General features: G+C 59.7%; 18 protein-coding genes and 1 pseudogene. 10 read left to right on the plus strand and 9 right to left on the minus strand.

Annotated elements, in window-relative coordinates; genetic code table 11:
* The first annotated feature begins 28 nt into the window (after window positions 1-28).
* The 9 genes from ACA066_RS26515 to ACA066_RS26555 all read left to right on the plus strand — a co-directional run bounded on the left by ACA066_RS26515 (window position 29) and on the right by ACA066_RS26555 (window position 10,311).
* Window positions 29-1,711, plus strand: a complete 1,683-nt coding sequence (locus ACA066_RS26515) for a flavin monoamine oxidase family protein (RefSeq protein ID WP_497621582.1) — start codon at window positions 29-31, stop codon at window positions 1,709-1,711.
* A 12-nt stretch (window positions 1,712-1,723) separates the two neighbouring features.
* On the plus strand, window positions 1,724-2,518 hold the full coding sequence (locus ACA066_RS26520) for a carbon-nitrogen hydrolase family protein (protein WP_497697221.1): 795 nt from the start codon (window positions 1,724-1,726) through the stop codon (window positions 2,516-2,518).
* 48 nt (window positions 2,519-2,566) lie between these two features.
* Window positions 2,567-4,993 carry a pyrroloquinoline quinone biosynthesis protein PqqF gene (gene pqqF / locus ACA066_RS26525; protein WP_497697222.1) on the plus strand — a complete coding sequence of 809 codons (2,427 nt, stop codon included), beginning with the start codon at window positions 2,567-2,569 and terminating at the stop codon, window positions 4,991-4,993.
* Window positions 4,994-5,148: 155 nt separating this feature from the next.
* Window positions 5,149-5,223, plus strand: a complete 75-nt coding sequence (pqqA, locus tag ACA066_RS26530; RefSeq protein WP_009045898.1) for a pyrroloquinoline quinone precursor peptide PqqA — start codon at window positions 5,149-5,151, stop codon at window positions 5,221-5,223.
* Window positions 5,224-5,295: 72 nt separating this feature from the next.
* Window positions 5,296-6,207 carry a pyrroloquinoline quinone biosynthesis protein PqqB gene (pqqB, locus tag ACA066_RS26535; protein ID WP_497697223.1) on the plus strand — a complete coding sequence of 304 codons (912 nt, stop codon included), beginning with the start codon at window positions 5,296-5,298 and terminating at the stop codon, window positions 6,205-6,207.
* Between the two features lie 140 nt (window positions 6,208-6,347).
* Window positions 6,348-7,100, plus strand: a complete 753-nt coding sequence (pqqC, locus tag ACA066_RS26540; protein ID WP_497697224.1) for a pyrroloquinoline-quinone synthase PqqC — start codon at window positions 6,348-6,350, stop codon at window positions 7,098-7,100.
* Entirely contained in the window at window positions 7,097-7,372 is a 276-nt protein-coding gene (gene pqqD, locus ACA066_RS26545) for a pyrroloquinoline quinone biosynthesis peptide chaperone PqqD (protein ID WP_497697225.1), read from the plus strand. The genes pqqC and pqqD overlap by 4 nt, the downstream gene beginning before the upstream one ends.
* Window positions 7,344-8,519, plus strand: coding sequence for a pyrroloquinoline quinone biosynthesis protein PqqE (pqqE, locus tag ACA066_RS26550; protein WP_497697226.1), 1,176 nt, complete (start codon window positions 7,344-7,346; stop codon window positions 8,517-8,519). Before pqqD ends, pqqE begins: the two co-directional genes overlap by 29 nt.
* Window positions 8,485-10,311 (plus strand): S9 family peptidase, encoded by a 1,827-nt coding sequence (locus ACA066_RS26555; RefSeq protein WP_497697227.1) that lies wholly within the window; start codon window positions 8,485-8,487, stop codon window positions 10,309-10,311. Before pqqE ends, ACA066_RS26555 begins: the two co-directional genes overlap by 35 nt.
* A 122-nt stretch (window positions 10,312-10,433) precedes the next feature.
* Here the strand turns inward: ACA066_RS26555 and ACA066_RS26560 are convergent, their stop codons facing one another.
* The 4 genes and pseudogenes from ACA066_RS26560 to ACA066_RS26575 form a co-directional block, all read right to left on the minus strand.
* Window positions 10,434-10,592: a YqaE/Pmp3 family membrane protein gene (locus ACA066_RS26560; RefSeq protein WP_007904205.1), complete on the minus strand. Its 159-nt coding sequence runs from the start codon at window positions 10,590-10,592 to the stop codon at window positions 10,434-10,436.
* Between the two features lie 84 nt (window positions 10,593-10,676).
* Entirely contained in the window at window positions 10,677-10,997 is a 321-nt protein-coding gene (locus ACA066_RS26565; RefSeq protein WP_497697228.1) for a helix-turn-helix domain-containing protein, read from the minus strand.
* Window positions 10,981-11,345, minus strand: a pseudogene (locus tag ACA066_RS26570) (type II toxin-antitoxin system RelE/ParE family toxin). The gene ACA066_RS26565 and the pseudogene ACA066_RS26570 overlap by 17 nt, the downstream one beginning before the upstream one ends.
* Before the next feature lie 246 nt (window positions 11,346-11,591).
* Complete coding sequence (locus ACA066_RS26575; protein WP_497697229.1) at window positions 11,592-12,875, minus strand: aspartate aminotransferase family protein; 1,284 nt, start codon at window positions 12,873-12,875, stop codon at window positions 11,592-11,594.
* A gap of 169 nt (window positions 12,876-13,044) precedes the next feature.
* Here ACA066_RS26575 and ACA066_RS26580 point away from each other — a divergent pair, with 169 nt between their 5' ends.
* Complete coding sequence (locus ACA066_RS26580; protein WP_497697230.1) at window positions 13,045-13,965, plus strand: LysR family transcriptional regulator; 921 nt, start codon at window positions 13,045-13,047, stop codon at window positions 13,963-13,965.
* A gap of 226 nt (window positions 13,966-14,191) precedes the next feature.
* Here the strand turns inward: ACA066_RS26580 and ACA066_RS26585 are convergent, their stop codons facing one another.
* The 5 genes from ACA066_RS26585 to ACA066_RS26605 form a co-directional block, all read right to left on the minus strand.
* A complete protein-coding gene (locus ACA066_RS26585; protein ID WP_497697231.1) occupies window positions 14,192-15,970 on the minus strand; it encodes an acyl-CoA dehydrogenase C-terminal domain-containing protein in 1,779 nt (592 codons plus the stop codon).
* 317 nt (window positions 15,971-16,287) lie between these two features.
* The gene (locus ACA066_RS26590; RefSeq protein ID WP_497697232.1) at window positions 16,288-18,084 is read right to left on the minus strand and encodes an acyl-CoA dehydrogenase C-terminal domain-containing protein; all 1,797 of its coding nucleotides are present in this window, start codon (window positions 18,082-18,084) and stop codon (window positions 16,288-16,290) included.
* 90 nt (window positions 18,085-18,174) lie between these two features.
* Window positions 18,175-19,461, minus strand: a complete 1,287-nt coding sequence (locus ACA066_RS26595) for a GGDEF domain-containing protein (RefSeq protein ID WP_497697233.1) — start codon at window positions 19,459-19,461, stop codon at window positions 18,175-18,177.
* A 199-nt stretch (window positions 19,462-19,660) separates the two neighbouring features.
* Entirely contained in the window at window positions 19,661-21,466 is a 1,806-nt protein-coding gene (locus ACA066_RS26600; RefSeq protein WP_497697234.1) for a phenylacyl-CoA dehydrogenase, read from the minus strand.
* 286 nt (window positions 21,467-21,752) lie between these two features.
* Entirely contained in the window at window positions 21,753-22,049 is a 297-nt protein-coding gene (locus ACA066_RS26605) for a pyrroloquinoline quinone biosynthesis protein PqqE (protein WP_497697235.1), read from the minus strand.
* Window positions 22,050-22,092 lie beyond the last annotated feature (43 nt).

Below are 22,092 nucleotides of genomic sequence, written 5' to 3' on the forward strand. Positions count from 1 at the left end.
CCGCGTCCGGTCGCCAGCAAGGTCAGCCATGAACAAGAACAATCGCCATCCTGCAGACGGTAAAAAACCAGTCACCATTTTCGGCCCGGACTTTCCATTCGGCTTTGACGACTGGATCGAGCACCCGGCCGGCCTCGGCAGTATTCCTGCGCACAACCACGGCGCCGAAGTGGCGATCGTCGGCGCGGGGATTGCCGGTTTGGTGGCCGCGTATGAGTTGATGAAACTGGGCCTCAAGCCCGTCGTCTACGAAGCCTCGAAAATGGGCGGCCGTCTGCGCTCCCAGGCGTTCAACGGGACCGATGGCATCGTCGCCGAACTGGGCGGCATGCGCTTCCCGGTGTCGTCCACGGCGTTTTACCACTATGTCGACAAGCTCGGCCTCGAAACCAAGCCCTTTCCCAATCCGCTGACGCCTGCCTCTGGCAGCACCGTGATCGACCTGGAAGGCAAAACCCACTACGCACAGAAGCTGGCCGATCTTCCTGCATTGTTCCAGGAAGTGGCTGACGCCTGGGCCGACGCCCTGGAGGCCGGCTCGCAGTTCTCCGATATCCAGCAAGCGATCCGTGACCGTGACGTGCCGCGCCTCAAAGAGCTCTGGAACACCCTGGTTCCGCTGTGGGACGACCGCACTTTCTACGACTTTGTCGCCACCTCCGAAGCCTTCGCCAAGCTCTCGTTCCATCACCGCGAAGTGTTCGGCCAGGTCGGTTTCGGCACCGGCGGCTGGGACTCGGACTTCCCGAACTCGATGCTGGAAATCTTCCGCGTAGTGATGACCAACTGCGACGATCACCAACATCTGGTCGTCGGCGGCGTCGAACAAGTGCCGCAAGGCATCTGGCGCCACGTACCGGAACGTTGCGTGCACTGGCCCGAAGGCACCAGCCTCAAGTCGCTGCACAGAGGCGCGCCACGCTCCGGGGTTAAAAAAATCGCTCACGCCGCGGACGGCCGTTTTGCCGTCACCGATAACAACGGCGACACCCGCGAGTACGCGGCAGTGCTGACCACCTGTCAGAGCTGGCTGCTGACCACCCAGATCGAATGCGACGAAACCCTGTTCTCGCAAAAGATGTGGATGGCCCTCGACCGCACCCGCTACATGCAGTCGTCGAAAACCTTCGTGATGGTCGACCGGCCGTTCTGGAAGGACAAGGATCCGGAAACCGGCCGCGACCTGATGAGCATGACCCTCACCGATCGCCTGACCCGTGGCACGTATCTGTTCGACAACGGCGACGACAAACCCGGGGTGATTTGCCTGTCGTACTCGTGGATGAGCGACGCGTTGAAAATGCTTCCGCACCCAGTGGAAAAACGCGTCGAACTGGCGTTGAACGCGTTGAAAAAGATCTACCCGAAAGTCGACATCGCCGCACGGATCATTGGCGATCCGATCACCGTGTCCTGGGAAGCCGACCCGCATTTCCTCGGTGCTTTCAAAGGCGCCCTGCCCGGCCACTATCGCTATAACCAACGCATGTACGCGCATTTCATGCAGGACGACATGCCAGCCGAACAACGCGGGATTTTCATCGCGGGCGACGACGTTTCGTGGACGCCGGCGTGGGTCGAAGGCGCGGTGCAGACATCGCTCAACGCGGTGTGGGGCATCATGAAACACTTTGGCGGTGAAACTCACGCCGAGAACCCGGGTCCAGGAGATGTGTTCAACGAGATCGGTCCGATCGCCCTGCCCGAGTAAGAGGAATCCTAAATGCGCGTAGCCCTTTACCAATGTCCGCCGCTGCCCCTGGACGTCGCCGGCAATCTGCAACGCCTGCATCAACTGGCGCAGGAAGCGAAAGGCGCCGATTTGCTGGTGCTGCCGGAGATGTTCCTGACCGGCTACAACATCGGCAGCGATGCCGTCAGCGTGCTGGCGGAGGTGTACAACGGTGAATCGGCGCAACAAATTGCGCGCATAGCCAAATCGGCGGGGATCGCCATTTTGTATGGCTATCCCGAGCGCACCGAAGACGGGCAGATCTACAACGCCGTGCAGCTGATCGACGCCAATGGCGAGCGCCTGTGCAACTACCGCAAGACTCACCTGTACGGCGACCTCGATCACTCGATGTTCAGCGCCGGGCAGGGTGATTTTCCGCTGGTGGAGCTCAACGGCTGGAAGCTGGGTTTCCTGATCTGCTACGACGTTGAGTTTCCGGAAAATGCGCGGCGACTGGCCCTGGCCGGCGCCGAGCTGATCCTGGTGCCGACGGCGAACATGATTCCCTACGACTTCGTTGCCGACGTCACCGTCCGCGCACGCGCCTTCGAAAACCAGTGTTACGTGGCGTACGCCAATTACTGCGGAAACGAAGGCGAGATCCACTACTGCGGCCAAAGCAGCATCGCCGCACCGGATGGCAGCCGCATTGCTCAGGCAGGTCTCGATGAAGCGCTGATTGTCGGTGAGCTGGATCGTCAGTTGATGGTCGATTCCCGTGCGGCCAATCGCTACTTCCTCGATCGCCGCCCGGAGCTTTACGGCGAGCTGAACAAGCGCTGACCGACCGTTATCCGCTAGCATTAGCGCTTCTCTGTTCTGGAAGTGCTCATGCCTGCGTTGAATCAACCTCGCCCCCACACTGAAACCCTGGCCAACGGCCTGCGAGTGACGTTACGTCATGCCCCGAATTTGAAGCGTTGTGCGGCGGCGTTGCGTGTCGCTGCGGGCAGTCATGACGTGCCATTGGCATGGCCCGGCCTGGCGCATTTTCTTGAGCATCTGTTGTTTCTCGGTACCGAGCATTTTCCTGCGGAACAAGGGCTGATGGCCTACGTTCAAGGTCATGGCGGGCAGGTGAATGCACGGACCAGTGAACGCACCACGGACTTCTTTTTCGAACTGCCGCCACAGGCGTTCAGCGGTGGGCTGGAACGTCTGTCAGACATGCTCGCTCATCCACGTATGAATCCAGACGATCAGCAGCGGGAACGGGAAGTGCTGCAGGCAGAGTTTGTTGCCTGGTCACAGGACGCGACGGCGCAACAGCAACTGGCGCTGTTCGATGGACTTTCGCCGACTCATCCGTTGCGCGGCTTTCATGCCGGCAACCGCGACAGCCTGCCGGTGCCGCAGCCAGAATTTCAGAATGCGTTGAAGGATTTCCATCAACGGTTTTACCGGACCGGACAGATGACGCTGAGCCTGGCCGGCCCGCAAAGTATCGAAGAGCTCAAGCAAATGGCGCTGAGTTTCGGCGCGGCGATTCCCGTGGGAGAAAACGTCCCGCAACAGGCTCCTGTGCCGCTGATGGAATCTTCGGACGCAAGTTATCAACAGGTGAACGAGCGCAGGCTTGATCTGCTGTTTACCTTCGAATCGCTGCCCACTTCATCGACCGAAGCATTGGCGTTTCTGTGCCATTGTTTGAACGCCTCGAAACCCGGCGGGCTGCTGGCTGAATTGCACGCACGTGGTTTGGCTGAGCACATGAACGCCGAGCCGCTGTACCAATTTGCCGGGCAAGCCGTGCTGCACGTTGAATTCACAACGACCGCATCGGCGAGCGTCCTGCACGAGAAGCTGCTGGATTGGCTGGGTTTTTTTGCCTCGCAGCAAGACTGGGCCGCTCTGCGTGAAGAGTACGCGGTCGTGCTTCAGCGTCAGCAACAAGTCAGCGGTGCGCTGCAACTGGCCCGACTCGACAGCGAACAGCTGGAAACCGGCCTATCCGAACAAGGCGTTGCAGCGCTCAAGGACATCCTTAAGAAAATCGGTGCTGTGGATAACTTCAGCGGTGAATGGCAACTGCCGGCACCGAATCCGTTCTTGCGCACCGAAGCGCCGCCCCAAAACGCCGGACTGATTCGCGGGCAAACCAGCAAGCACCGCGGCCTTCGCACATTTGCCCAGGACCGTTCGCGCAGCCGTCGTGAAAACTCTCCAATGCAATTCAGCCAGGCCTTGCCGGATAACACCGCTGAAGGCGCGATTTATTTGCGCTGGCGACTCGAGGCCGAACCTCATCCCCGACTTCAACAGTGTCTGGAAAACAGCCTGCAGCCACTGCGCGAGGATGCGCGTCAGGCGGGCGTCGACGTTTCCTTCAGCGCATCAGGCAATGAATGGCTGCTGAAGGTGACGGGACTGCAGGAACCGATGCCGACCGTTCTCGAACATGCGCTGAAAGAGCTGACAAAACCTGCCAACGGTTTCTCACAGGAAGAATCGAAAAGCACAGCGCTGATCCCGATTAAACAACTGCTCAAGGCGCTGCCCGGTCATTGCCTTGAGCACACCGGTGTCTCTGATGACTTGCAGCAGTTATGGTCGAGTGCGCGCTGGGAAGGCCTGGCCACCGGCCTGTCGGCACAGACTCAAGCAGCGATGGGGCTGGCCCTGAGCCGAGTGCCCGGCGCAGCGGACACCCAATCGTCCCCGCCGGCCTCGATCAACTCACAGCGCCTGTGGACAACGCTCGACACTGAATCCAGCGAACACGCGTTGTTGCTGTTCTGTCCGACGGCTACCCAGGACATCTGCGACGAAGCCGCATGGCGCTTGCTGGCCCATGTCTGTCAGACGCCGTTCTACCAGCGCCTGCGGGTTGAGCTGCAACTGGGTTACGCGGTGTTCAGCGCACTGCGTCAGATCCATGGGCAGACCGGAATCCTGTTTGGCGTGCAGTCTCCGGGCACCGCGCCATTGAAGTTGCTTGAACACATGGAGTGCTTCCTGAGCGACCTGCCCGGATTGGTCGAGGCGATCGACGAGGCGGCTTTCATCGCCCAGCGCCAGGCGTTGGCCGATCAATTCGACATAGCGGCCTTACCCTTGGCCCAGGCTGCCGAACTGCTCTGGCAAGGCAAGCTGGCTGGCCGCTCGTCGGATTACCTGACGCAACTGCCCTTGTCGATTCTGGCCATCGACCACCCGACCCTGTGCGCCTCCGCCCATCGACTGAACAACGCCGAAGGTGGCTGGCGCTGCCTGGCCAGCAGTTCGGAACCGCAAGCACCTTGGCAAGTGACAAAATGATCATTACCGCTGGTGCAATTAGCTTTTTCCGAGATTGCCGGCCAATCACTCTGTAATTTTGAGTAACATAGCCACCTAACTATCTGAACATCTCCGGCTGGAGGTGGACTATATGTATAGATCTCATCCGTCCCATCACCTGAAGGAGCGCTCCCATGTCCTGGTCCAAACCTGCTTACACCGACCTGCGTATCGGCTTTGAAGTCACCATGTACTTCGCAAGCCGCTAAGTTTGTCCTGCCGTTCAGCGCCTCGGTTTGCCGAGGCGTTTTTATTTCCAGCGTTGAAATGATGGAGCACCCATGTTTGTCCAGATTCTAGGTTCCGCCGCCGGCGGCGGTTTCCCCCAGTGGAACTGCAACTGCGTGAACTGCGCGGGTTTTCGCGACGGGAGCCTGAACGCCAATGCGCGGACCCAGTCGTCCATCGCGATTTCCGACGACGGCGTGAACTGGGTGCTGTGCAACGCCTCGCCGGACATCCGTGCCCAACTCCAGAGTTTTACCCCAATGCAACCGGGCCGCGCCCTGCGCGATACCGGCATCAGCGCGATCATCCTGATGGACAGCCAGATCGACCACACCACCGGCCTGCTCAGCCTGCGCGAAGGTTGCCCGCACAATGTCTGGTGCACCGACATGGTCCATGAAGACCTGAGCACCGGTTTCCCGTTGTTCACCATGCTGACTCACTGGAACGGCGGCCTGAACTGGAACCGCATCGAACTCGACCGCAGCTTCACCATCCCGGCGTGCTCGAGTCTGCGCTTCACCCCGTTGCCGCTGCGCAGCGCTGCGCCGCCTTACTCGCCGCACCGCTTCGACCCGCATCCGGGCGACAATATCGGGCTGATCGTCGAAGACCTGAACACCGGCGGCAAGCTGTTCTACGCGCCGGGACTGGGCAAGGTCGACGCGCCGCTGCTGGAAATCATGGCCGGCAGCGACTGCCTGCTGGTGGACGGCACGATGTGGGACGACGACGAAATGCAGCGCCGTGGTGTCGGCACCCGCACCGGCCGGGAAATGGGTCACTTGGCGCAAAACGGCCCCGGCGGCATGCTGGAAGTGCTGGAGCAACTGCCCAAGCAGCGCAAGGTGCTTATCCACATCAACAACACCAACCCGATCCTCGATGAGGATTCGCCGGAGCGTGCCGAGCTGGTTCGGCGCGATGTTGAAGTGGCGTATGACGGCATGAGTATTGTGTTGTAGGGCATCGAGACCGCTGCGCGGTCTATCGCCAGCAGGCTGGCTCCCACAGGGGGAATGCGATCACCTGTGGGAGCCAGCCTGCTGGCGATGAGGCCGGTCCAGACACCACAAAATCCACCGGTTGCACCCGGAGAACCGAAATGACCGACACCGCAATGTCCCCCACCGAATTCGAAGCCGCCCTGCGCGCCAAGGGCGCCTACTACCACATCCATCACCCGTACCACGTGGCGATGTATGAAGGCCGGGCGACCCGCGAACAGATCCAGGGTTGGGTTGCCAACCGGTTTTACTACCAGGTGAACATTCCCCTGAAGGACGCCGCCATCCTGGCCAATTGCCCGGACCGCGAGATCCGCCGCGAGTGGATTCAACGTCTGCTGGACCATGACGGCGCCCCCGGTGAAGACGGCGGCATCGAAGCCTGGCTGCGTCTCGGTCAAGCCGTCGGCCTCGACCCGGACCAACTGCGCTCCCAGGAACTGGTGCTGCCCGGCGTACGTTTCGCCGTGGACGCCTACGTCAACTTCGCCCGCCGGGCCAGTTGGCAAGAAGCCGCCAGCAGCTCACTGACCGAGCTGTTCGCGCCGCAGATCCACCAATCGCGCCTCGACAGCTGGCCGCAGCATTACCCGTGGATCGACCCGGCCGGTTATGAGTATTTCCGCACCCGTCTGGGCCAGGCGCGCCGCGATGTGGAGCACGGTCTGGCGATCACGTTGCAGCACTACACGACGCGGGAAGGCCAGGAGCGCATGCTGGAAATTCTCCAGTTCAAACTGGACATTCTTTGGAGCATGCTCGATGCCATGAGCATGGCCTACGAACTGAAACGCCCGCCGTATCACAGCGTGACCGAGCAACGGGTCTGGCATAAAGGAATCACCTTATGAGTTTCGATCGCAGCAAGACCCCGACCTGGCGTCCCGGCTACCGCTTTCAGTACGAACCGGCGCAGAAAGGCCATGTGCTGCTCTACCCGGAAGGCATGATCAAACTCAATGAAAGCGCCGCACTGATCGGCGGTTTGATCGACGGCGAACGTGATGTCGCAGCGATCATCGCCGAACTGGACGCGCAGTTCCCCGGCGTGCCGGAGCTCGGTGATGACATCGAGCAATTCATGGAGGTCGCCCGTGTTCAGCACTGGATCGAACTTGCCTGATTCCGTGTCAGGCAAGTTACCGCCCAAACCGGAAATCGGCCTGCCGCTGTGGCTGCTGGCCGAGCTGACCTATCGCTGCCCGCTGCAATGCCCCTACTGCTCCAATCCGCTGGACTTCGCCGAGCAGGGCAAAGAGCTGAGCACCGAGCAGTGGATCAAGGTGTTCCGCGAAGCGCGGGAAATGGGCGCGGCGCAACTGGGCTTTTCCGGCGGTGAACCGCTGGTGCGCCAAGACCTCGCCGAACTGATTGCCGAGGCGCGCAACTTGGGTTTCTACACCAACCTGATCACCTCCGGCATCGGCCTCACCGAGCAGAAAATCAGCGATTTCAAGAAAGCCGGCCTGGACCACATCCAGATCAGCTTCCAGGCCAGCGACGAGCAGGTGAACAACTTGCTGGCCGGCTCGAAAAAGGCCTTCGCGCAGAAGCTGGAAATGGCTCGCGCGGTAAAGGCTCATGGCTATCCGATGGTGCTGAATTTCGTCACCCATCGGCACAACATCGACAAGATCGACCGGATCATCGAGTTGTGCATCGCCCTTGAGGCGGACTTCGTCGAACTCGCCACTTGCCAGTTTTACGGCTGGGCGCAGCTCAATCGGGTCGGTCTGTTGCCGACCAGGGAACAACTGGTCCGCGCCGAACGCATCACCAACGAATACCGCGCCAAACTCGAAGCCGAAGGGCATCCGTGCAAGCTGATTTTCGTCACGCCGGACTACTACGAAGAACGCCCGAAAGCCTGCATGAATGGCTGGGGCAGTATTTTTCTGACAGTGACTCCGGACGGAACCGCCCTGCCCTGTCATGGCGCCCGACAGTTGCCAGTACAGTTTCCCAACGTGCGCGACCACAGCATGCAGCACATCTGGTACGACTCGTTCGGCTTCAACCGCTTTCGCGGCTACGACTGGATGCCCGAGCCGTGCCGCTCCTGCGACGAGAAAGAAAAGGATTTCGGCGGTTGCCGCTGCCAGGCGTTCATGCTCACGGGTGACGCGAGTAATGCCGACCCGGTGTGCAGCAAGTCGGAACATCACGGCTTGATTCTCAAGGCCCGCGAAGAAGCCGAACACTCGACCCAGACCATTGAACAACTGGCCTTTCGCAATGAACGAAACTCACGACTCATCGCCAAAAGCTGAACCTTTCAGCGCCGCCAAGGCTGTCGCTGCCGGTATCGACTTTGCCGAATTGCAGGTTGGCCGGCATGGCCTGTTCTGGAATGAATACCGCCCCGAGGACGCCGCTTGCCGCATCTGGCATTGGCGGGACGGCCAGGCACATTGCCTGACGCCAGCGGGTTTCAGTGTGCGCAGTCGGGTGTACGAATATGGCGGTGGGGCGTTTTGCCTGACAGATGACGGGGTGGTTTTCGTCAACGAGGCGGATCAGCAGCTGTACCGCCAATCGCTGAAAGACGCCCCCCCCGAGGTGCTGACATCCGGCGAGTGCCGCTATGGCGACCTGCAGTTTGCGCACGGGCAGGTGTTGGCGGTTGAAGAGCATCGAGACCGGCATCGTCTGGTGGCCATCGATCTGGCGGACGGCGCGCGTCATCTGCTGGCCGAAGGTGCGGACTTTTATGCCGCGCCGACGTTGAGCCCTGACGCTCAACGGTTGGCCTGGATCGAATGGAGCCGCCCGGACCAACCATGGACCGCGACTCGCCTGATGGTTGCCGACCGCCAGGACGACAGCCGTTTCACTCAAGCCCGTTGTGTGGCGGGCGATGATGTTCAGGAGTCGCTGCAGCAGCCGCGATTCGATGACAGTGGTCGTCTGTATTGTCTGACGGATCGTGGCGGCTACTGGCAGCCGTGGGTCGAGTCTTCCGATGCTTTGCGCCCGTTGCCCAGCACTGCGGCTGATCATGGGCCAGCGCCCTGGCAGTTGGGTGGTTGCACTTGGCTGCCCCTCAGCGAAAACACCTATCTGGCCAGCTGGACCGAAGGCGGATTCGGCCGACTGGGACTTTGCGGCGAAACACCTGAAGATTTCACCGGGGACTACAGCCGTTTCCGACATCTCGCACTGGATGACCAATTCATCTATTGCATCGCTGCCTCGCCGGTCAGTTCGTCCGCCGTGATTGCCATCGACCGCACAACCCGACAGGTCAAGGTGTTGGCCGGGGGAATAGCACCGTTGCCCGCCGGGCAAATCAGCGTCCCGCAAACCCTGCGCTACCCGAGCGGTGCAGGCGAGGCTCACGGATTCTTCTATCCGGCAATGACTGGCGACACCAAGCCGCCGTTGGTGGTGTTCATCCACGGTGGCCCGACATCGGCGTGCTACCCGATGCTCGATCCGCGCATCCAGTATTGGGCGCAACGCGGTTTCGCCGTGGCCGACCTCAACTACCGTGGCAGCAGCGGCTATGGCCGGGCCTATCGCCAGGCGCTGCATTTGAGTTGGGGAGACGTGGATGTGGAAGATGCCTGTGCGGTGGTCACCCATCTCGCCGAGCGCGGGCTGATCGATGGCGACGAGGCGTTTATTCGCGGTGGCAGCGCCGGCGGGTACACCACGCTGTGCGCGTTGGCGTTCGAGAAGGTCTTCCGCGCCGGCGCCAGCCTTTACGGCGTCAGCGATCCCGTTGCCCTGGGCCGCGCGACGCACAAGTTCGAAGGCGATTATCTGGATTGGCTGATCGGCGATCCCGTCAAAGACGCCGAGCGCTACGCCGCACGCACACCCCTGCTGCATGCGAGCAATATCAGCGTGCCGGTGATTTTCTTTCAGGGTGAACTCGACGCCGTGGTCGTGCCGCAGCAAACCCGCGACATGGTCGAGGCGCTGCAGAACAACGGCATTCTGGTTGAAGCGCATTACTACGCGGACGAACGTCACGGTTTTCGCAAGGCCGGCAATCAGGCCCATGCGCTGGAGCAGGAGTGGTTGTTTTATCGGCGGGTGATGGCGCTCGCGGACTGATACCGTGGCGCCCCCCTTCGCGGGCAAGTCGGATCGCCGCACCGCTCACTCCTACAGAGCCAACACCGTACCTGTAGGAGCGTAGCTTGCTCGCGAATGCGATCTATCTGGCGCCGCCGCTATCAGCGCTTGGCGATGATATACACCGCATGCACGATCCCCGGGATGTAACCGCACAGCGTCAGCAGAATATTCAGCCAGAACGCGCCGGCGAAACCGACTTGCAGAAACACACCCAGTGGCGGCAACAGAATGGCGATGATGATGCGAATGAAGTCCATGGGTCAGCTCCTGATGTGAAGTGGGCTCGTGTGAGCCACACAACCAATCGACCTGCGCTGTTCGTCGGGGTTCAGTGCGGTTCTTCAGGCGAGTATCTCTAGACCGTGCTTCTGCACGATGCTCAACAACTTCAGGGCCATGCCACTGGGATGTTTGTCCCCTGCTTCCCACTGCTTGACCGTCGACGCGCTGGTATTCAGGTAACGCGCAAACACTGGCTGGCTGACGTTGTTGCGCTCGCGCAGCGCTTTGATTTGCTCCGCCGGCATCGCGTCCGGAACGGTTGCAAGACAGGATTCGTCGAATTCGCGCATGGTCGCTTTGCTGATAGCACCGATGGCATACAAGGCACTGGCGGATTCATGTACCGATTCCAAGGCCTCACTTTTAAATTTCTTGTTCATGAATATCTCCAAAAACTCTCTGCTATTCAGTAGGTGCTGGACTTCCAAATCTGTCAGTCCTTCGTAGGTCTTCGCCACTTTCCGAAAACCGATCAGATCAGCCGGACTGATATTGCTTTGATCTTTCTTGGCGTACAGAAATTGATAAACCCAGTATCGACCGCCTTTGGCCACGACAATCGAGCGGTGTCGATTGGCATTCAGGCGCTTCTTCCAGACCCCGCCGCCGAGACTTTCAGCCTGGCCATTGAGCATTTCGGTGAACGCCTCACGAAGCTCATCATCACAAATCCAGGCCTTACCAGCCTGCACCGCAAAACGCCTGGTCTTGAATAACCTGGGCAACATCGGCATTCCTTCCGCAAAAACATACCACTCAGTGGTATAGAAATCAAAACCATCCCCACGACAATGTAGGGCATCGGCACTCCTGCCGATGCCCTCTAAAAAGCCATTGATCCCGCTATTGCTCAAGCTCCGATTGGCATCTGGCAAAACGCAGAGACAAAAAAACACCCCACGTCAAAAGAATCAAACGTGGGGCGATGCGTTATACCGCGAGACGGTTCGGGAATTCGTGCACGACGGGTCTGATCAGACGGCAATGCCTTTTCGGCATTGCAGCTGTGCGGTGCGTACGCGGGAAAAGGCTCGGGCCAGGCGCAGGAGCATTTCGTCGATGTTGGCCTTGCTGACGGTGAGCGCCGGGGTGAAACGCAGGCAATCGGCTTGCGGGGCGTCGAGCAGCAGCCCTTCGTACATCGCCGCTTTAACGACGGCGTCAGCCGAATCCTCGGACAGGGTAAGACCCCAGAGCAGCCCCTGTCCGCGTAACTCACCGTGCCCATAGCGATGCGTCAGACGGGCGAGGCCTTCGCGCAGGTGCTGGCCGGTTTCCCGGACATGCTCGAGAAATCCCTTGTCCTGCACGCTATCGAGTACCGCAAGGCCGGCAGCGGTCATCAGTGCATTGCCATGATGGGTGCCCGTCAGTTCGCCGATATCGAAACAGCAAGCCTTGCCCCGCGCCAGCAACGCTGCCAGAGGCACGCCACCGCCCAGCCCTTTGCCGAGGACAACGATATCTGCCCGCACGCCGTAGGATTGTTCCGCGAGCAATGTCCCGAGACGACCGACACCGGTCTGCACTTCGTCGAAGATCAACAGAATGCCGAGCTCACGACAAAGGCGTTCGACACCTTTGAGGTAAAACTCGGTGGCGGGGATCACCCCGGCTTCGTTCTGGATCGGTTCGAGCATGATTGCCACGGTCCGGGCATCAACCGCTGCATGCAAGGCTGCAAGATCGTTGAACGGAACGTGGCTGAAACCGGGGAGCTGAGGCTCGAAGCGGTTGGTCAGAGTGGAACTGTCCGACGCGGGAATCGTCCCAAGACTACGGCCATGACAACCCTTCTTGGCCACGATGATCCGCGAAGCACCGCCGCGATTTCGCTGCCCCCACTTGCGCGCCAGTTTGATCGCCGCTTCACAGGCTTCGCTGCCACTGTTGAGCAGGTACGCCTGATCACTGCCGGTGCTGACGCAGAGCCGCTCGGCGAGGTTGAGCATGCCGCGGTTATGCAAGCCGAAGCCTGGGTTGATCAGCGACTGAGCCTGCGCCGTAATCGCATTGACCAGTACAGAAGGGCTATGTCCGAGGCTATTGGCCCCGCCACCCTGGGAAAAATCCAGATAGGCACGGTCGTCGCTGTCCCACAACCAGGAGCCCTGGCCGCGCACAAAAATCTGTTTCGGCCGCTCGACACTGGGCATCAGGCACTCGCTGGAAAGATTGTCACCTCTGGACGGCAGGAAATTGTCCGCGGCCAAGTCATCAAGGCTGGGCGCGCTACGCCGTAAATTGAACAGATTCATCCGAAAAAACCTCGTTCGAGGTTTTTTGCCTGACCTATGTAAACAACCTCGGCGTAAACGGTATTCATCGCGCTCTATGGCCCTGTAAGCCTTGTGAATGCGGTTAGACTAGGCCCAGACCAGGCCTCGGGCCATTTCGATTTCCCAGCATTTTCGATAAGTAAATCTTATGGATTTCAAACAACTGCGTTATTTCGTCGCGGTCTACGAAGAGGGCCATGTCGGCCGGGCCGCCGAGCGACTTTCGATCTCTCAGCCGGCACTGTCCCAACAGATCCGCCACCTCGAACAAAACCTTGATGTCAGCCTGTTCGAGCGCAGCAGCAAACGCCTGCTGCCTACCCTGGCCGCCCACACGTTGTACAACCATGCCCTGCCCTTGCTGGATGGTTTGCAACGGGCCCGTGAAGCGCTGGGCAATTTCAAGGGGCAAGCGCTGCGCACACTGGCCATTGGTGTGTTGCAAACCGTCCACACCAGTCTCGTGCCGCAAATGCTCGAACGTGTACGCAAGGCGCAGCCGCACCTGGTGGTGCAGATCTATGAACTGACCGGGTTGGAGATCGAGCGGCGGCTGCTCAACGGCGCTCTGGACATCGGCATCAGTTACCTGCCGCCCCGTCAGCCGGGGCTGCACGGCGTGATGCTGTACGAAGATGAACTGACGCTCGTCATCCCGGCGGATCACCCGTTGCGCGAATTCAAGAAAGTCTCCATGAGTCAGGCTGCCGAGTTGCCGATGTTGCTACTGGGTGAAGAGTTTCAGGTGCGGCAGATCTGGCAGACGCAACTGGCCAGCCTGGGGCGGCGCCCGCAGGTGCAGGCGGAACTGAACAATATGGCGGGGATTCTCGACAGTCTGCCCCACACCCGGCTGGCGACTGTGCTTCCGGGGCGCTCGCAGAAAGCGCTCGGCAACCAAGAACTGCTCTGGAAACCGCTGACCGAACCGCGGGTGCCGCTGAAAGTCGGGTTGGTATGTCGGGATGTGCAGCGACAACAAGCCTCGCTGGCCTTATTGCGAGCCTTGCTGGAAGAAGTGATGAACGCACCGGATGAGCGCTCGGCAACCGTGGATGGGCTGAGCTGATCACTTTTCTGCGGGCAAAAGAAAACCCCGCCGAAGCGGGGCTTTGCAGACTGTTTCCCTGACATCCATTTCACTCCGCCGTCCTGGCAGAATCCTACGTGTCCGTGTTGTTGCTTTGCGCTTCCTGCGCGACGTCCATGAGAATAGATTAGCTGTGGATCCAATCTGCATCTATGGGAGAAGAGCAGCACGTCATGTAAGCGAAGGCTTACATGACGTTACAACGTCAGAACTGCGCTGCGTCCAGCAGAAACAGCGATTCGCTACCGGCCTTCACCGACGCGCTCAACGAGTGAATACGCGGCAGCAGGCGTGCGAAATAGAACCTCGCGGTGCCCAGTTTGCTCGCGTAGAAATCGTCCTGCGCTTCTTTGCCCAAGGCCGCCTTGGCCATCAGTGCCCACATGTAGGCGTAGGCCACATAACCGAAGGTTTGCAGGTACTCGACCGAGGCCGCGCCGATTTCGTTCGGATTGTTTTTCGCCCGGTCCAGCAACCACGCGGTCAATTCGTCGAGGGTGGTCACGGCATCGTTCAGCGGCTTGGTGAACTCGGCCAGGTCAGCACTGGCAGTCGCGGTGAAGTGACGAATCTCGTCGGCGAACAGGTTGTAGAACGCCCCGCCGCTACCGACGATCTTGCGGCCTACAAGGTCCAGCGCCTGAATGCCGTTGGTGCCTTCGTAAATCTGGGTGATGCGCACGTCGCGAACCAGTTGTTCCTGGCCCCATTCACGGATGTAACCGTGGCCGCCGAAAACCTGTTGGCCATGAATGGTGGTTTCCAGACCGAGGTCCGTCAGGAACGCCTTGGCTACCGGGGTCAGCAGCGACACCAGTTCTTCAGCGCGCTTGCGGGTGGCCGCGTCTTCGCTGAACTTGGCGGTGTCCAGTTGCATGGCCACGTACGTCGAGAACGCACGGCCGCCTTCGTTCGAGGCTTTCATGGTCAGCAGCATGCGACGCACGTCCGGGTGGACGATGATCGGGTCCGCCACTTTGTCCTTGTTCTGCGCGCCAGTCGGCGAACGGCTTTGCAGACGGTCGCGGGCGTATTCGATGGCGTTCTGGTAAGAGCGCTCGCCAGAGGCCAGGCCCTGGATGCCGACGCCCAGACGCTCGTAGTTCATCATGGTGAACATCGCCGCCAGGCCTTTGTTCGGCTCGCCGACCAGGTAGCCCACGGCTTCGTCGAAGTTCATCACGCAGGTCGCGGACGCCTTAATGCCCATCTTGTGCTCGATCGAACCGCAAGTCGCCGGGTTGCGCGCGCCCAGGCTGCCATCGGCATTGACCATGAACTTCGGCACCAGGAACAACGAAATGCCTTTCGGCCCTGCTGGCGCGTCCGGCAGTTTTGCCAGCACCAGGTGGATAATGTTCTCGGTCAGGTCGTGTTCACCGCCGGTGATGAAAATCTTGGTGCCGCTGACTTTGTAGGAACCGTCGGCCTGTGGTTCGGCCTTGGTGCGGATGATCCCCAAGTCGGTGCCGGCGTGCGGCTCGGTCAGGCACATCGAACCGGCCCAGACGCCGGCGTACATGTTCGGCAGGTAGGCCGCTTTCAGCTCGTCGCTGGCGTGGGCGTTGATCGACAGGCAAGCACCGGCGGTCAGCATCGGGTACAGCCCGAACGACAGGTTCGCGGAGTTGACCATCTCTTCGACCTGGGCCGAAACCGCCTTGGGCATGCCCATGCCGCCGTAGGTCGGATCGCCACCGACGCCGACCCAACCGCCTTCAGCATAAGTCTGATAAGCCTGTGGGAAACCTGCCGGCGTGGTGACAGCACCGTCCGCCCAATGGCAACCTTCTTCGTCAGCGGCACGGTTCAGGGGCGCGATGCTTTTGCCGGTGACCTTGCCGGCTTCTTCAAGAATGGCTTCAACGGTTTCCGCATCGACAGTCTCGGCCAGTGCAGGCAACTCGGCCCAGAGTTTAGCGACTTCGAACACTTCATTAAGGACGAAGCGCATATCGCGCAGGGGCGCTTTGTAGTCAGCCATGGCAAACCTCGCAGGATCTTTACAGGTAAATCGAAGGAAGAAAGTTTCGTAGGGGGCCGAGTGTAACCCAAGAACTTTTGAGACACATAGGGTCAGCCCGTGACCGTTTTGTAATTTTTAGTCATTGAATTTTTATGTCTGCCAGAACGCCTTCGCGGGCAAGCCCTAATGCCGATGTAGGAGCGAGCTTGCTCGCGATGGTTTTTAACGAAAACGCGTGTTTACTGGCTAAACGCGGAGCTTTTGAGTCCTTCGCGAGCAAGCTCGCTCCTACAATTTCCTTAACTGACTTGCCCGCGAAGCTTTTCCGCTATTGGTCAGAGCGCAAACAACTCCGCCGGGAGCTTCATCAGGCAATCGCTACCCGCTTCGATGGCCGCACGATGAGCGGCGGTGCGCGGCAGCAAGCGCTTGAAGTAAAACTCGCTGGTCGCCAGTTTACCCCGGCAGTAATCGGCATCACCGCTGCCTGCATCCAACTGCGCCTGAGCCACCAAAGCCATGCGCAACCACAGATAACCAAGAATGATGTAACCGCTGAACATCAGGTAGTCCACTGACGCGGCCCCGACTTCGTCCGGATTCTTCATCGCGGCCATGCCGACCTGAGTGGTCAATTCGCCCCACTGCTGATTCAACCCGTTAAGTTGCGCCACATAACTGGCGAGTTGCGGATGCCCGGCGTTCGCCGCGCAAAACTTGTGAACGATTTTGGTAAAGCCGCGCAGCAGTTTGCCCTGGCTGCCAAGCACTTTGCGCCCCAGCAAATCCAGCGCCTGAATGCCGTTGGTGCCTTCGTAGATCGGTGCGATCCGGCAATCGCGAACCAGTTGCTCCATGCCCCACTCACGAATGAAACCGTGGCCACCAAACACCTGCATGCCGAGGTTGGTCACTTCCAGCCCGGTGTCGGTCATGAAAGCTTTGCAGATCGGCGTCAGGAAGGCCAACAGGTCTTCGGCGTCCTGCCGCGCGGTTTCATCCGGGCTCAAATGCGCAGCGTCCAGCAATTGCGCGGTGAAGTACGTCAGCGCGCGATTGCCTTCGTTGAAGGCTTTCATGGTCAGCAACATCCGCCGCACATCAGGGTGAACGATGATCGGGTCGGCGACTTTTTCCGGCGCTTTCGGGCCGGTTAGCGAGCGCATCTGCAGGCGGTCGTTGGCGTACTTGATCGCGCCCTGGAAGCTCGCTTCGCCCAGACACAAACCCTGCATCCCGGTGCCGAGGCGCGCATGGTTCATCATGGTGAACATGCAGTTCAGGCCCTTGTTCGGTTCACCGATCAGGAAGCCCTTGGCCTCGTCGAAGTTCAGCACGCAGGTGGCCGAAGCCTTGATGCCCATCTTGTGCTCGATCGAGCCGCAGGAAACGCCGTTGCGCTCGCCCGCTTCACCGTCGGCATCCGGCAGGAGTTTGGGAACGATAAACAGCGAAATGCCCTTGGTGCCTGCAGGCGCATCCGGCAGTTTCGCCAGCACGAGGTGAATGATGTTGTCGCTCATGTCGTGTTCGCCGGCGGAGATGAAGATCTTGCTGCCGGAGATTGCGTAACTGCCGTCCGCCGCAGGCAGGGCACGGGTCTTGATGATGCCCAGATCGGTGCCGCAATGGGCTTCGGTCAGGCACATGGTGCCGGTCCACTGACCCGCGGTGAGTTTGCTCAGGTAGGTGTTTTTCTGTTCGTCGGTGCCATGGGCGTGAATGGCCGACATCGCACCGTGGGTCAGACCGGGGTACATGCCCCAGGAAGTGTTGCTGGAGCCGACCATTTCGCTGATGACCAGCCCCAGAGAACTCGGCAAGCCCTGGCCGCCGTAAGCGGGATCAGCCGCCAGACCATGCCACCCACCTTCCACGTATTGTGCGAAGGCTTGCTTGAAGCCTGTAGGCGTTGTCACCACGCCATTGTCGAAATGGCAGCCTTCTTCGTCGCCGCTGCGATTGAGCGGTGCCAGCACGTTCTCGCAGAATTTCGCACCTTCTTCGAGGATCGCATTGACCATGTCCGGGCTGGCCTCGGTGGCACCCAGCGCCGCGTAGTTGCTGTGAAAATCGAAGACGTGGTCGATCAGAAAGCGCATGTCGCGCAGGGGAGCTTTGTACTCGGGCATGGTCATTTCTCCGGCAGCAGATGCCTTAAACCTACTGCCGCCGACCACTCCTCACAATCACAGTCCAGACGCTGAATGCGCCATCATCACTCAACCCGCAGCCGCCTCGCGCACCGCACCACGACGGTTCTGACCGTAAGCCACCACACAGTTTCGCCCGGCACCTTTGGCAGCGTAGAGCGCCTCATCGGCAGACTTGAGCACTTTTTCAGGGTTACGTTGGTCCACCCGTTCGGCGACGCCGATGCTCACGGTGACCGATACACTCGAGGCCGCGGAACCGGAACGACGCTGACGCCCCTGCTGGTCGTCCTGAGGACGGTTGTCCTGATTACGCAGATGAATGTTGTAGGTTGCAATGGATTCACGGATCACTTCCAGGTGCGGCATGCACTCCTCGAGCGTCTTGCCCGCAAACACCAGTGCAAATTCCTCACCGCCATAGCGATAAGCCCTACCGCCACCGCCGATTTTCGATAATTTGCTGGCAACCAGCCGCAGCACCTGATCGCCGACATCGTGGCCGTGGGTGTCGTTGAATTTCTTGAAGTGGTCGACGTCGCTCATGGCGAGTACGTAATTGCGCCCCAGGCGCTGCATGCGCTCGTTCAACGCGCGGCGCCCCGGCAGCCCGGTGAGCTCATCACGGAAAGCCATTTGATAGGCTTCATGGGCAACCGCCGCGGCGATCATCAACATCACCTGACTGCACATGATGTTCAGGGTAAACGGCAGGATGAAGGTTTTCGGTAATGCCCAGAACAACCCGAGCAAACCCACCAGTTGTGCGGCGTGCAACGGTCTCGGGTTACGCCAGTATTGCCAGCTCAGCAGCAGGAACGAAGCGATGAACACCGGATAGGACAGCTGGATCAGGCTCATCCAGGCACCATGCAGGGCGGGCCAGCGGATTTCCGACAGCCACATCAGCAACGCCTGTGGGTAACTTTGCTCCAGTCCCAACGCCACACTGCCGACGGCCAGCAACACCGCGAAACGGGCGACCATGTCCTGGAACAGATGGGTGCGTTCCTGCCACGCCGCGAACACACCAAACAGCAGCGGAAGCAGCAAACAGCACAGGTGAAAAACCACAGCGGCGTCTTCGCGCACCTTGCCGTTGTCGCGGTAATAGTCGGTCTGGGTGTCGAGCAGGTAGTAGGCGATGTACACCGTGACCATCAGAAACAGCTCGCGCTGACGTCGGTAAACCGCGCAGTAAGCGCCGCCGAGCAACAAAACGAGGGTGGGCAACACGTTGAACAGCGACGTGAAGAAGACGTTCAGATCCTTGACGTAGGCAGCCGCCAGCCCCGCAATCAACAGTAGAAGTGACGGTAGGAAATGACTGAAACGTACAGCAGAAGAACGCGGCAAGGGTAAAGCTCCGACCCGGCAAACTGAGATGGCATTGTGCCCTCTCATCGAGCGACATGTCACATCGCCATCCTCTTTAACGGCAGCAAAGTCGTTCTTCTTAGCGTTTTAGTCAGGAATATTTGCGCACGTAAATCGCCCACAAAAAAGCCGCTGTTCCCGAAGGAAACAGCGGCTTGCTGAAGCGACGACCCGAGACTTAGTAGCCCAGTGCGAAGTCTTCTTCTTTCATGTCCATCAGGTTGTTGGCGCCCGACAGCATGGTTGCAACGTGAGTGCGGGTACGCGGCAGGATGCGCTGGAAGTAGAAGCGCGCCGTCTGCAATTTGGCGGTGTAGAACGCCGTTTCGCTGGTGCCGGCCGCCAGTTTCTCGGCTGCCAGACGCGCCATATCAGCCCAGAAGTAGGCCAGGCAGGCATAACCGGAGTACATCAGGTAATCCACGGAAGCCGCGCCGACTTCTTCGCGATCTTTCATGGCGGCCATACCGACCTTCATGGTCAGCTCGCCCCATTCTTTGTTCAGTGCAGCCAGCGGCGCGACGAATTCCTGAACGGCTTCGTTGCCTTCGTTGGTCTGGCAGAACTTGTGGACGATCTTGGTGAAGCCTTTCAGGGCCTCGCCTTGAGTCATCAGCACCTTGCGGCCCAGCAGGTCCAGTGCCTGGATGCCGGTGGTGCCTTCGTACAGCATCGAAATGCGGCTGTCGCGAACGTTCTGCTCCATGCCCCATTCGGCGATGAAGCCGTGGCCGCCGTAGATTTGCACGCCGTGGTTGGCGGATTCGAAACCGACTTCGGTCATGAAGGCTTTGGCGATTGGCGTCATGAACGCCAGCAGTGCGTCGGCTTTCTTCTTCTCTTCTTCGTCCACGCCGTACTTGACGATGTCGACTTGCTTGGCGGTGAAGTAAACCATTGCGCGGTTGCCTTCGGCGAACGCTTTCATGGTCAACAGCATGCGACGGACATCAGGGTGCACGATGATCGGGTCAGCGGCTTTTTCCGGCGCTTTCGGGCCAGTCAGGGAGCGCATTTGCAGACGATCGCGAGCGTATTTCAGGCCGCCCTGGAAGCCGATCTCTGCGTGAGCCAGACCTTGCAGCGCGGTGCCCAAACGTGCGGTGTTCATGAAGGTGAACATGCAGTTCAGGCCTTTGTTCGCCTGGCCAATCAGGAAACCGGTGGCCTCGTCGAAGTTCATCACGCACGTGGCGTTACCGTGGATGCCCATTTTGTGTTCCAGGGAACCACAGGACACGGCGTTGCGTGCACCGATCGAACCGTCTTCGTTCGGCATGAACTTCGGAACGATGAACAGCGAAATGCCTTTGGTGCCAGCCGGTGCATCCGGCAGGCGGGCCAGCACGATGTGGACGATGTTGTCGGCCATGTCGTGTTCACCGGCCGAGATGAAGATCTTGGTGCCGGAGACTTTGTAGGAACCGTCGGCCTGAGGCTCGGCCTTGGTGCGCAGCATGCCCAGGTCGGTGCCGCAGTGCGGTTCGGTCAGGCACATGGTGCCGGTCCACTCGCCGGAAACCAGCTTGGTCAGGTAAGCCTCTTGCTGCTCAGGCGTACCGTGCTCGGAGATGGTGTTCATCGCGCCATGGGACAGGCCTGGGTACATGCCCCACGACCAGTTGGCCTCGCCGACCATTTCGCTGACAGCCAGACCCAGAGACTCTGGCAGGCCCTGGCCGCCGTGCTCTACGTCGTGGGCCAGGCTTGGCCAGCCGCCTTCGACGAATTGCTTGTAGGCTTCTTTGAAGCCGGTCGGGGTTTTAACGCCGGACTCGCTCCAGGTGCAGCCTTCGGTGTCACCCACGCGGTTCAGCGGAGCCAGCACCTGCTCACAAAACTTGGCGCCTTCTTCGAGAATGGCGTCAACCATGTCCGGAGTTGCGTCTGCACAAGCCGGAAGGCTCTGATAGTGCGCTTCGTAGCCGAGCAGTTCGTCACGAACGAAGCGAATATCACGCAAGGGGGCCTTGTAGTCAGGCATAGCGATAAACCTCTGCTGATGTAACCGGGAATGAACGACCGTGGTGATTTGTTGTAACGGTCAAACAGTTGTTTGAAACATACGTTTACGCCCAAACCTTGTCAAGCGTCGATCTTTTGCCGTTCGTCATCGCTCGGCGCAAATCCCGAACGCACGACAACACTGCGCCGTTGCCCAGGCAACACGCCGTATAAAAAAGTTTAGTTGGGGAAGAAGGACTTACACACAAAAACGCCGCGAAAGGTCGCGGCGTTTGAAGTGCTGATGAAGCGGATGAAGCGGATGATCAGGCGAAAGTATCGATCAGCGTGCCGAGCATTTTATCGGAAGACTTGGCGACTGCTACGCCCGCCTCGACCTGAAACTTGCCCTGCGCCATCTCGACCATGTTGCTGGCCAAGTCTGATTGCTGACTGCGATCAACTGAACGCAGACGATCAACCTGAACCTCGGAAGACTGGCTGGTAACCGAGCGTTCGATTGTATTGTTGGCGATCTGGCCAGAAGCCTGATCGACACGGTTCTGCCCTGTCTGAATAGTACTCAGACCGGCGTAAAAAGCGGTACTTCCTGAGATTTCCATGGGAGAACTCGTCCTACAAAGGATCAACAGCGGGCATTGAAAC

It is taken from the genome of Pseudomonas sp. LBUM1651 (genome assembly GCF_059716135.1).

What these genes read in the sequence shown, in the direction of transcription:
- ACA066_RS26580 (WP_497697230.1), top strand. Translation starts at nt 13,045, where the DNA reads ATGGATTTCAAACAACTGCGTTATTTCGTCGCGGTCTACGAAGAGGGC.
- ACA066_RS26585 (WP_497697231.1), bottom strand. Translation starts at nt 15,970, where the DNA reads ATGGCTGACTACAAAGCGCCCCTGCGCGATATGCGCTTCGTCCTTAAT.
- ACA066_RS26520 (WP_497697221.1), top strand. Translation starts at nt 1,724, where the DNA reads ATGCGCGTAGCCCTTTACCAATGTCCGCCGCTGCCCCTGGACGTCGCC.
- ACA066_RS26605 (WP_497697235.1), bottom strand. Translation starts at nt 22,049, where the DNA reads ATGGAAATCTCAGGAAGTACCGCTTTTTACGCCGGTCTGAGTACTATT.
- ACA066_RS26565 (WP_497697228.1), bottom strand. Translation starts at nt 10,997, where the DNA reads ATGAACAAGAAATTTAAAAGTGAGGCCTTGGAATCGGTACATGAATCC.
- pqqF (WP_497697222.1), top strand. Translation starts at nt 2,567, where the DNA reads ATGCCTGCGTTGAATCAACCTCGCCCCCACACTGAAACCCTGGCCAAC.
- pqqB (WP_497697223.1), top strand. Translation starts at nt 5,296, where the DNA reads ATGTTTGTCCAGATTCTAGGTTCCGCCGCCGGCGGCGGTTTCCCCCAG.
- pqqC (WP_497697224.1), top strand. Translation starts at nt 6,348, where the DNA reads ATGACCGACACCGCAATGTCCCCCACCGAATTCGAAGCCGCCCTGCGC.
- ACA066_RS26560 (WP_007904205.1), bottom strand. Translation starts at nt 10,592, where the DNA reads ATGGACTTCATTCGCATCATCATCGCCATTCTGTTGCCGCCACTGGGT.
- ACA066_RS26555 (WP_497697227.1), top strand. Translation starts at nt 8,485, where the DNA reads ATGAACGAAACTCACGACTCATCGCCAAAAGCTGAACCTTTCAGCGCC.
- pqqD (WP_497697225.1), top strand. Translation starts at nt 7,097, where the DNA reads ATGAGTTTCGATCGCAGCAAGACCCCGACCTGGCGTCCCGGCTACCGC.
- ACA066_RS26590 (WP_497697232.1), bottom strand. Translation starts at nt 18,084, where the DNA reads ATGCCCGAGTACAAAGCTCCCCTGCGCGACATGCGCTTTCTGATCGAC.
- ACA066_RS26600 (WP_497697234.1), bottom strand. Translation starts at nt 21,466, where the DNA reads ATGCCTGACTACAAGGCCCCCTTGCGTGATATTCGCTTCGTTCGTGAC.
- ACA066_RS26515 (WP_497621582.1), top strand. Translation starts at nt 29, where the DNA reads ATGAACAAGAACAATCGCCATCCTGCAGACGGTAAAAAACCAGTCACC.
- ACA066_RS26575 (WP_497697229.1), bottom strand. Translation starts at nt 12,875, where the DNA reads ATGAATCTGTTCAATTTACGGCGTAGCGCGCCCAGCCTTGATGACTTG.